A 9,940-nucleotide genomic window follows, 5' to 3' on the forward strand; every position below is an offset into this window, starting at 1 on the left:
GGTCCTCGTACCGGGCCGGCCGCTTGTGGGCCACCGCGATGCGGAAGAAGGGCTGGGAAATCCCCGAAGCCCTGGCACACATCGAGTCCTCCGGCACCACCCGCCAGGAAGCCTCCACCATCCTCGCCGCCCACGGCTAGCCCCAAAACAGACGCACGACGGCGGTCGGGCCACCTTCTGAAGGTGACCTGGCCGCCGTCGAGGGTTAAAGGGGCACTTCGGAAGCTTCGAACACCAGCGCACTTTTTGCTCAAGATGGGCACAAGATTGCCGCATCAACGTCGTAGCGCCGTCTTCGGCCGCCGCCAGGGAAGTGTCCTTTCCTTGGACAGCGTGGGAGAAGGCGAGTACTTCGGGCCCTGACAGGGCTGGAATGACGATGCGCCCGCCAAGTAGTCCGGGCGAAGAACGCGAGTACTTGCGTCACGCATGCGGGTATTTCCCAGCCTTTGTTCGAAGAAAAAATGGGGTAGCCGGAATCCTAGCCACACGACTGGCCGCGGATGAAGCATTGGCTGCATCGCTTCATCCGCCAGCAAAGGCCGGATGCTGGGGGTTGCGCTGCGGCTCCCCGGACCAGATCAACCAAGGAGTCACATCATGCGCAAGCTTTCCAAGAAGAGCCGGATCACCGCCGCTGTTGCGGGCGTCGCACTGGTAGCAGTCGGCGGCGGTGCCGCCTACGCCTACTGGACCACCACTGGTTCCGGCAGTGGCAATGCCACCAACTCTTCAGGTGGCGGAACCGTCACCCTCCACGCCACCTTCGCCGGTGGCCTTGCTCCGGGCAATTCCGTCCCGGTGAGCTACACGGCCGACAACTCCACCACGTCCGGCACGGTGGTCGGAGCGTTGAGCGCGAACGTGACCACCAATGTGGCCGGCTGCCTGCCGGCTTGGTTCGAAGTCACCGCAGTCACCTCGAACAGCCCGGTGGCAGCCAACAGCACCGGCACGTCCGTTGGCTCCGGAACGCTGAAGTTCAACGACAGCACCACCGTCAACCAGGACGCCTGCAAGGCGGCCATCGTGACGGTCAACGTCGGCAGCCTGTAAGACCTCGACGCCGGGGCCCGCCAGTTAGGCGGGCTCCGGCTCAGCCGTTTCGGCCCCTCCACCACCGCACCCAAGCCGACGTCCGAAAAGAGCTTCCATGGACCACCGCCCAGAGCGCATCGCACCGTTCCTCAGGAGTGGGGTCCTGCGTGCGATTCTGCTGGCCTTGTTGGTGGCCATCCTGCCAACCGCAGTCCTTGCTGCGAGCAACGGGCAAGCCAACGGGCAAGGCAATGGCCAGAGCAATGGCCAAGCCAATGGCCAAGCCAATGGACAAGGCAGCAATGCGAAGGCCCCGGCGGGCATCACGGTGGCGTTGTCTCCTTCCAGCCGCACGGTTGACCAGGGCCAGTCCACCACGTTCACCGTGTCGGCGACGTCGACCGGGGGCTTTGCGGGACAGTTGACCTTCACGACCAGCGGGCTGCCGGCTGGCGCAAGTGCCAGCTTCGCACCGTCGTCGGTTAACCTCACTGCCGGCGGCACCGTCCAGACGACCCTGACGGTTGGAACCGCCACCACAACAGCGGCGGCGAAGACCGATTTCTCGGTCAAGGCGGGCAGCGGGACCATGGTGTCGAACGCGGCTCCGGGCCAGTTGCAGGTCCTCGAAGTCAAGCGGTCGTTCGGCGTATCCGGTTCCGTGAATGGCTTGCTCGCACCGGGTGTCTCACGGTCGTTGGAACTGCAGATCTCCAATCCCGGCAACAAGAGCATCGCCGTGACCAACCTTTCCGTATCCATCACCCAGGTGGTCCGGACTCCGGCGGCCATTGCGAAGAACCTCCCCTGCACCACCGCTGACTACAAACTCACCCAATACTCCGGCGCGTATCCGTTGACCGTGGAGCCCGGCGTCCGGGCATTGTCGGCGCTGGGCGTCCCGGAGTCGGCCTGGCCCCGGATCACGATGCACGACACGGCCCAACTCCAGGACGGCTGCAAAGGCGCCACCCTCCAGCTCACGTACTCCGGCACGGGACAAGGCAACTGACATGAAGACCACAGCCCGGACACCCCGCACCTCCGCTCCAGGCCGGCTGGCAAGAACCGCGGCAGCCACTGTTGCCCTGTGCGTGCTCGGCGGAGCGGGATCGGCCTACGCGTACTGGAGCGCCACAGGCCTCGGGAACGGAGCTTCGGTGAACGGCACCATGCAGAACGTCACGGTGGACGCACTCGTCCCGGGCGACACCCTGCAAAGCAGCCTTGTCCCCGGGGGAACAGCTGACGTCCTCCTCCGGGCCACCAACCCCAACCCTCACCCCGTCACCATTTACGGAATTGCCGCCAACGGACCCATTTCCGCGGACACTTCTCATAACGGGTGCACAACCACCGGAGTGACTTTCACACCTCCCGCCGCACCACTCAACCCGCCGATCACCATCGCCGCGAACACCTCCATCCTGGTGACGCTGCAAGGGGCAGCCAGCATGGGAGCCACCTCAGTCTCCGCCTGCCAGGGCGCCCAATTCGCCATCCCCGTGACGCTGGAGGTACGGAAGTGAGCCAGGACCGTCAGGCATCGAGCATCAGCATGGGGCGATGGAACCGCATCATGGTTATTGCGTTGGGCATTCTCCTTCTTTCCTGCGCAGGGCCCGCTGCCAGCGCGTTCTGGGGTTCCGTCAGCAGCGGTTTCGGAGCCGCGAAGGCCGATTCCGTAGCCCAGGGCGCCAAGCCGGGCACCAGCGTGTCCGGTACCACCGTTACGGTCAACTGGACAGCCACTACGACGGCGGGGGGCCGGACCGTGACCGGCTACAGCATCGCCCGCTACAGCTCGGCCGCTGGCGGCACGCGCGTGGCCGCAACCGGCACCTGCCAAGGCCCGGTTGCGGGCCTTTCGTGTGCCGAGGCCAACGTCCCGGCAGGAACCTGGTACTACACAGTGACGCCCTTGTTGTCCCTTTGGCAGGGCACCGAAAGCATCCGCAGCACCGGCACTACTCCTGTCACGGATACAACACCACCCAACGCGCCGGTTGTGAACGCACCGGCAGTGGTCAACGCAGCCCTCGCAGACAAGGTGCCGGTCAGCGGCACGGCGGAAGCCAACTCATCGCTCGTCCTCACTGTGACAGGTGCGGGTGCGCAACCGGTAACCCAGTCGATGGTTGTCAACAGCGCCGGGAATTGGACAGCCTTGCCCGTTGATGTCCGGAACTTCACGGACGGCACCATCAGCTACTCCGCCAAGGCTACGGATGCGGCCGGGAACACCAGTGCCGCAGGGACGGCGACCTCATCCAAGGATGCAACGGCTCCGACGGTGACGAATGTACAGCTTGGCAACGGTGGTGTCGCTGGCAAGATCGACAAGAACGACACCGTCATCGTCACTTTCTCGGAGTCACTGAAGGCCAGCACCATCTGCAACACGTGGACAAGCAACACTGCCACACAGACCCTCGGCGGCAACGGAGTGGTGACGGTCAATGTGAGCGCCGGGAACGTCCTGACGGTCACCAGTTCCGCCTGCACCGTAAACCTCGGCAGCCTGGCGATGACCGGTGCCTACGCGGGGTCGGCCATGAGCTTCGGAGGCAACGGCAGCAACGCGTCGTCCCTGACCTGGAACCCGGGGACCGGGGCAAAGACGCTTACCATCACCCTGGGCGGGGCATCGGGCACAGCCAACACATCGGTAGCAGCGGCCGCCGCAACTCTCACCGCCTCGCCGACCCTCACGGACATTGCAGGTAACCCCCTGAGCCCGGTGACATTTACGAATGCAGCCCCGGGCGGTTTCTAGACCCGGGCCGTCCGGAACACACTCCCCCTTCCAAGTCGCCAACTTCGTGATGACCACCACTATCCGGTCCAGATCCCGCAGTAGCCCAGCAACCGGAGCGTAACCTTGAGAGCGGACGCCAGTGCCGCCGTCGTACGTTTGATCCTGCGACGAAAGGCGAGCCGCCCCTTGAAGGCTGTAGCGGAAATGTTCACGATGGGTCCTGGCAACAAGGACCACCATCCCGCCCTCCGCTGCGCAGTTGGTGTGTTCGTTCCGCTGATCACGTTGACGTTGATAGGCCGACTGGATCTGGCGGTGTTTGCTTCGTTTGGAGCCTTCACGGGGATCTACGGACGCAACGAACCCCATAGCGTCCGTTTCAGGAGCCAGTTGCGCGCCGGCGGCTTCATGCTTTTCATCATTCTCCTGGCCACATTGCTAGCCCGTTTCGCCCATGCCTTGGGCATTGAAGGTGCTGAATATTCCTGGCTCTTGACCGCTGCCACTACGGTCGTGGCCGGCGTTTGCTCGGTGGTGGTTGCTGCGTGGCGGCTGCGGCCCGGTGGCTCCTTGTTTCATATTTTTGCTTTTGCTGCCATTGCGTCGATCGCAGCCCAACCGCCCCTGTGGGAAGCCCTCCTGGTGGCTGTCGGGACCACGGTTTTCTGCCTCTTGATCGGCATGTCGGCTCGTGTGCTCAAAAGCCACAGAACGCCGTGGAAACGCCCTCCGCGCATCCGGCACACCCCGGCTGAGCGCCGGGCGATCTGGCTGGAGGGTGGCGGCTACCTGGTCGCTGCCGGCCTGGCGGGAACCATTGCCACGTTGGTGGGGGAGCGGCTTGGCTTCGGGCATACTTACTGGGCGATGGTTGCGGCGGTTGTTCCCCTCGTGGGGCATTCAACGCGCCACAGGGTCAGCCGAGGCATCCAAAGAATCGCCGGAACAGTGCTGGGCCTGGTGCTGCTGGCGGGCATTCTCTGGCTCAACCCTGCACCTTGGGCGATGGTCCTGGTGATCGCTGCGTGCCAGTTCGGTGCTGAGATGTTTATCGCCCGGCAGTACCTGGTGGCGCAGGTTTTCGTGACGCCGCTCGCGCTGATCGCAACGCTTCTTGCAGCGCCTGTCGATCCTGGTTTGCTGCTTCGGGACCGCATCGTCGAGACGGTCATTGGTGCCGCCGTCGGCGTTGCCGTCGTGGTGGCTCCAGCTCTCTGGCGGCGTGCGCGGAAGCTTCCGCAGCAGGCCTGAGCGTGCCGTGCTGATCACCTGGTCAGCAAACGAGCGGCAAATCGCCTAGTATCGATTGGTTAGACAAGCGAGATACATGTCTACCAAAGGACTGGTGATGAGCGACAAAAGTGAACGTCAGGGCTATTGGTACGGGCTGGAGAGCCGCAAGCAGATGGGCGCCGTGGATGTCCTGAATGCACTCAGGGACTACCGTGCCGCCGAAGCGGATATGCGCCGACGTACCCGCGCTTCCATGGGGATGGGCGAAACCGATCTTCTTGCCTTGCGGTACTTGCTTGAAGCCGAACGCGCAGGCCGTGAGGTCGGGCCCAAGGAGTTGGCTGTCCGCCTGGGCGTGACGTCGGCTTCCATGACGTCCCTGGTCGATCGGCTCGTGAGGTCCGGCTATGTCACGAGGGAGCCGCATCCGACTGACCGGCGTGCGCTCATCCTGCGCCCCACCCCCGGCTCGGATCAGGAGGTGCGCAGCACCCTGGGTGATATGCACGCCCGGATGATGGAGGCGGCCGAAACCCTGAGCAGCGAGGACTCCGCTGTGGTGGTCGAGTTCCTTCGGCGCATGCGAAAGGCGATCGACGGGATCGCGGCCTCCTGACGCCCTGAGTGACCGCATCCTGACTGGACATAATTCATAAGTACACATATAACTAGATAGCCAAGCTACTTACTAGGGAATGTGTGGGAGAGAACGATGACAGTCGCGCTGCGTGAACCAAGCTCCACACCAGTGGCTGAAAATACCGTGGAAGTTCTCACGGAACAGGTAATTCCCATGGGTCCCGTGCACTGCGGGTCACACATGGCCATCTCCGCCGGCCCGGCCTACGACGCCATGAAGTGGGTCTCCGTGGAGCCCATCTGGCCCGAGTGGGCATGCGGATGCGGATTCCGGATGGACATCGACGCCCTCGATCCCGTGAGCTCCGTCTGGATCGCTGCCCTTCGCAGGCAGAGCCTCCAGCACGAACTGGCGATCTCGCAGAACACCCTGGCGCTCGCCTTCAAAAAAGCTGTTGACGCCGGAGTCAACCCGCATGCCCTCGCCGAAGTGGCCGGAGTGCCTGCGGCCGAGATCGAAACCCTCCTCGGGTGACCACGCTCGACGTTGCGGCTGTCCGCGCTGATCGCGGAGCCGCAAGTGCATGCGGCGTGCCCCGGGACCTTACGTCCCAGGACAGCCTGCGCCAGGACAGCGTGGCCCAAGAGAGTGTTCACCGGGACCGGGTCATCGCCGGCCGGTACCGCCTCGCAGGACCATTGGGCGGCGGCTCGGAAGCCAACGTCCAAAAGGCATTCGACCTCCACAGTGGCGACGCTGTGGCAGTCAAGATTTTCAGGTGTTCCGACGCTGCCAACGACGCCCCCTTCCGTCGGGAAGTGGACATCCACGGCCGGTTGCGGCACAAGAACATCGTCCGGGTCCTCGGTTCCGGAACTACCGGGCACCAGGAAGGCGGAGAAATCCGGAATTTCCTGGTGATGGAGCTGGTGGAAGGAATGGATCTGCGGACCCTCCTTCATCATCAGCCGGCTTCGCCCCGCGAGACGGCCGAGTGGGTGAGCGGAATTGCGCGTGCCTTGACGTACATCCACCGCAGGGGCATCGTCCACAACGACATCAAGCCCGGCAACATCCTGGTCAAGCTCGCAGCAGACCCGGGTGGCCCCGGGGTAGCACAATTGACCGACTTTGGAATTGCCCTCACCGGCGGGACCGCCGCACCGGACTCGTCCTCGGGCACCCCGCATTACCTCAGTCCTGAAGAGGTGCGTGGCGAAAATTCCACAACCGCCAGCGATGTCTACTCGCTCGGTCTCGTTGCTCTTGAGTGCTTGACCGGAACGAAGGCATTTCCTGGCCCTCCCCTCGAGTCCATGGTTGCCAGGACTCTGGGGGAACCCCGAATTCCCGACACGGTCCGGCGGCGCTGGTCCATGGTGCTTCATGCCATGACAGACCCCGACCCTGCCGGCAGGCCGTCTGCCAGCCAAGTCGTCGGAATGTTCCGACGACTCAGCCGGTAGCCAACAATCAGGTCAATAGCGGCATGCGTTCCTATGCCGGACTAGGACCTCTTCACGAAAGAGAGAATGAAAAATGGGATTCATCGGTTGGATTGTTTTGGGTTTGATCGCCGGCGCCATTGCCAAGGCCATTAAGCCCGGCCACCAGGGCGGCGGCTGGATCGCCACCCTGCTGCTCGGCATCGTCGGTGCCGTCCTCGGCGGTTGGATCGGCAGCGCGCTGTTCAACGTCGGTATCAACGAGTTCTGGTCGATTTCCACCTGGCTCCTCGCCATTGGCGGTGCTCTGCTGGTCCTGATCATCTGGGGTCTGCTGACCCGCAAGAAGGCCTAGCGTTTCAGGAAGGCCCTGTCCCCGCGGTTATCGCCGGGAGGACAGGGCCTTTTCGCGTCTGTGGGCGGCTTTTTCGGTCACAATTTCCCCGTACGACAGCGACTGCGGGCGGCATCATCAGTTCCGTTACGCTGCTCGGAGCCACCACACTCCGTACGCCAAGGGTCACCAATGACGCACTCTTCAGCTGCCACGTCCACCACCACGGCGCCGCCCCAGCCGGCGCTGGGGTCCAGTGCCGCCGGTACGGCATTGGGCGCATTCGGCATGGCGGCTGCGGTAGGGCTGTTGTCCCTCCTCCTGCACGTCGCGGGAGAGGTTTCGCCCAGGGTTGGCCCGTCGTTCGAAGGATGGTCCGGTGAAGCCAACGACTCCCCGGTTTCCGGCCTGCGGTGGTTCCTCGGCGACATGACCGAGCCCCTTTTCTACAAGGCGGATCTGGCGGCGCTGGGATTGCTGGCGGGTGCATTCCTGGCCTGGCGCGTTGCCCGTGGCGGCAAGGCCTGGGCCGGCTCGCTTGCCTACGGCAGCGGGCTTTGGCCGTGGGTGCTGGCGTCGGCGTCGTTGAGCCTGCTGTTGTCCAACCTGGCGTTCGGATGGATGCTCGACGACGGGTGGCAGCCAACGTTCGTGCCTTTCGTCTGCGCCGCGCCCGCCATGGTTCTGCTCTACGGTGCAGGATGGCGGACATGCGTCACCGGAGCCGTCCTCGGAGCAGCTACCGTGACGCCCTTGGCTCTGCTCTTCATCCCGACAGTTGCTGCCCCCTTGGGCTTGCCGCCCGTCGTCGGAAGCGTCCTGGCGATGGCGGTTGGTTCCGCCATCACATTCTCTATTGCACGCCGCCTGCCGTGGCTTGTCCTGCGGAAGCCGAACCCGTCCACGCCAAGCCACCACCCGGCGTCGGGGGTTGGGCAGAGCTTCCGACAGGATGCTAACCGGGCCGCACGCCGGGTGCTCAAGGACTTCAGTGAAACGCACTTTTTCGCCAACGAAGCCGCCAGCCTGGGGATGATCCTGGGGGTCTCCGTGGCCTTCGTGATGAACCCCGGCTTGCCGTCGTATGGTTCGGCCCTGCTGCCCAAGATCCTGTTCGCCCAGGCCCTGACATCAGCTGTCGGTGTGGTTCTGTGGCGGCGCTGGTACCGGGAGGAAGGGTGGGCGGCGACGTATGCATCCGTGGTGTCTGTTGCACCCGCCGCCGTCCTGGCCTCCGGAGGTTCCTGGATGGGGATCGTCGGGGGGGCGGTACTCGGCGCCGTTCTGGCACCGCCCCTCGCCCGCGCCATCTCCGGTTGGCTGCCGTCCGGTTTCCATCCGGTGATCGGCAACACTGCCGCCATGGCACTTTCGACGGCGGTTGCCTTGCCTGTGCTGGGACTGCTGGGCCCCTAGCCTCCCACGTGATGGATGGTGAAGGCGCTGAGGAAGCCGACGGCGGCCGTCAGGCCCGTGAGGTTGTGGTGCTCTTCGAAGGCCTCGGGAATCATGGTGTCGGCCAGCATGGCCAGGATCCCTCCGGCGGCAATGGCCGTGATGAAGGCGATGACCGAGTCGGGTGCGTTTTCCAAGGCCGTGAAGCCAACAAGGGCCGCAATTCCGCTGAACACGGCGATGCCCACCCACGTGCCAAAGACGTAGGCAGGGCTGCGTCCTGATTTCTTCATTCCGGCCGTGCTGGAGAGTCCCTCCGGAACGTTCGAGATGAAAACGGCGGCGAGCATGGCCGGGCTGATGGCTCCGCCTGCCAGGAGTCCTACCCCGAGGACCACCGATTCGGGGATGCCGTCGATGAGGGCGCCTATGGCAATGGCCGTGCCGCTTCCGGGAGAGTCCTTTTCCGAGGGCTGGGCGCCGCCGGAGCGCTTACGATGCTTGGCACCGGCGCGTGAGAGGAGGACATTGGAGCCCACGAAGATCAGTGCCCCCAGCAGGAAGCCCAGTACGGTGGGCAGCAGTCCGCCGCCTTGCACGGCTTCGTCCACCAGTTCGAACGCCAGTGCCGAGATCAAGACACCGGCGCCAAAGGCCATCACTGTGGAGACGACCTTGGCGGGCACGTTCCACATCCACGCGATCCCCGCGCCGAGAACCAAAGCGCCTCCGGCCAGCGTTCCCCAGAGCAAGGCCTGCAACCACATCGGCATACGTTTTGCCCTTTCATCGGCTGATCAGGTGCACCCAAGAGTGTTTCACATGGTGCTTGGGGTGCTGCGGTTTTCTTGAGGGTTTCCTGAGGAAGTGTTGTGGGTTTGCAGGATTGGTTCTTGATCCAGGCCCGGCAAAGTATTTCTTGTCAGCCACACAGGCTGAAGAAACGGCCGGCCGGTCTCACGGTGGCCACACGAAAGGACACTGATCCCCATGGCCATCAGCCTCAARACCACCTCCGGCAAAATCCTCGCCTCCGTCGCACTGGTCGGCACCGCAGCCGCCGTCGCCGGCATGGGAACCTACGGCGCGTTCACCTCCTCCACCTCCGCCTCCCAAGCCGTCACCGCAGGCACCGTCACCATCGCCCTGGGCGCCCC

Annotated in this window: 12 protein-coding genes and 1 pseudogene; 12 read left to right on the forward strand and 1 reads right to left on the reverse strand. The window is 64.2% G+C overall.

Features of this window, described 5'->3' with window-relative positions; all coding sequences use genetic code 11:
- The 11 genes and pseudogenes from AB4Y81_RS21300 to AB4Y81_RS21350 form a co-directional block, all read left to right on the forward strand.
- Positions 1-140 (forward strand): annotated as a pseudogene (locus AB4Y81_RS21300) (lipoyl synthase); the annotation flags it as partial.
- Positions 141-600: 460 nt separating this feature from the next.
- Entirely contained in the window at positions 601-1,056 is a 456-nt protein-coding gene (locus tag AB4Y81_RS21305; RefSeq protein WP_018779333.1) for a hypothetical protein, read from the forward strand.
- Between the two features lie 97 nt (positions 1,057-1,153).
- Complete coding sequence (locus tag AB4Y81_RS21310) at positions 1,154-2,050, forward strand: hypothetical protein (RefSeq protein ID WP_275776883.1); 897 nt, start codon at positions 1,154-1,156, stop codon at positions 2,048-2,050.
- 1 nt (position 2,051) lies between these two features.
- A complete protein-coding gene (locus AB4Y81_RS21315; RefSeq protein WP_275776881.1) occupies positions 2,052-2,567 on the forward strand; it encodes a hypothetical protein in 516 nt (171 codons plus the stop codon).
- The gene (locus tag AB4Y81_RS21320; protein ID WP_441996919.1) at positions 2,564-3,814 is read left to right on the forward strand and encodes a hypothetical protein; all 1,251 of its coding nucleotides are present in this window, start codon (positions 2,564-2,566) and stop codon (positions 3,812-3,814) included. The genes AB4Y81_RS21315 and AB4Y81_RS21320 overlap by 4 nt, the downstream gene beginning before the upstream one ends.
- A 168-nt stretch (positions 3,815-3,982) precedes the next feature.
- Positions 3,983-5,047 carry an FUSC family protein gene (locus AB4Y81_RS21325; protein WP_189076552.1) on the forward strand — a complete coding sequence of 355 codons (1,065 nt, stop codon included), beginning with the start codon at positions 3,983-3,985 and terminating at the stop codon, positions 5,045-5,047.
- A gap of 97 nt (positions 5,048-5,144) precedes the next feature.
- The gene (locus AB4Y81_RS21330) at positions 5,145-5,645 is read left to right on the forward strand and encodes a MarR family winged helix-turn-helix transcriptional regulator (protein WP_018779328.1); all 501 of its coding nucleotides are present in this window, start codon (positions 5,145-5,147) and stop codon (positions 5,643-5,645) included.
- Between the two features lie 132 nt (positions 5,646-5,777).
- Complete coding sequence (locus tag AB4Y81_RS21335; RefSeq protein ID WP_229778682.1) at positions 5,778-6,143, forward strand: hypothetical protein; 366 nt, start codon at positions 5,778-5,780, stop codon at positions 6,141-6,143.
- Positions 6,140-7,075: a serine/threonine-protein kinase gene (locus AB4Y81_RS21340; RefSeq protein ID WP_189076551.1), complete on the forward strand. Its 936-nt coding sequence runs from the start codon at positions 6,140-6,142 to the stop codon at positions 7,073-7,075. Before AB4Y81_RS21335 ends, AB4Y81_RS21340 begins: the two co-directional genes overlap by 4 nt.
- 73 nt (positions 7,076-7,148) lie before the next feature.
- Positions 7,149-7,409: a GlsB/YeaQ/YmgE family stress response membrane protein gene (locus AB4Y81_RS21345; RefSeq protein ID WP_018779325.1), complete on the forward strand. Its 261-nt coding sequence runs from the start codon at positions 7,149-7,151 to the stop codon at positions 7,407-7,409.
- Positions 7,410-7,580: 171 nt separating this feature from the next.
- Positions 7,581-8,804 carry a hypothetical protein gene (locus AB4Y81_RS21350; protein WP_189076550.1) on the forward strand — a complete coding sequence of 408 codons (1,224 nt, stop codon included), beginning with the start codon at positions 7,581-7,583 and terminating at the stop codon, positions 8,802-8,804.
- Here the strand turns inward: AB4Y81_RS21350 and AB4Y81_RS21355 are convergent.
- On the reverse strand, positions 8,801-9,556 hold the full coding sequence (locus AB4Y81_RS21355) for a ZIP family metal transporter (protein ID WP_189076549.1): 756 nt from the start codon (positions 9,554-9,556) through the stop codon (positions 8,801-8,803). The genes AB4Y81_RS21350 and AB4Y81_RS21355 overlap by 4 nt on opposite strands.
- A 298-nt stretch (positions 9,557-9,854) precedes the next feature.
- On the opposite strand from AB4Y81_RS21355, the gene AB4Y81_RS21360 reads away from it, so the two are divergent.
- On the forward strand, positions 9,855-9,940 hold an 86-nt coding region (locus tag AB4Y81_RS21360), incomplete at its 3' end, for a SipW-dependent-type signal peptide-containing protein (RefSeq protein ID WP_441996923.1).

The organism is Paenarthrobacter sp. TAF1, from assembly GCF_052113825.1.
GTDB classification, from domain to species: domain Bacteria; phylum Actinomycetota; class Actinomycetes; order Actinomycetales; family Micrococcaceae; genus Arthrobacter; species Arthrobacter nicotinovorans.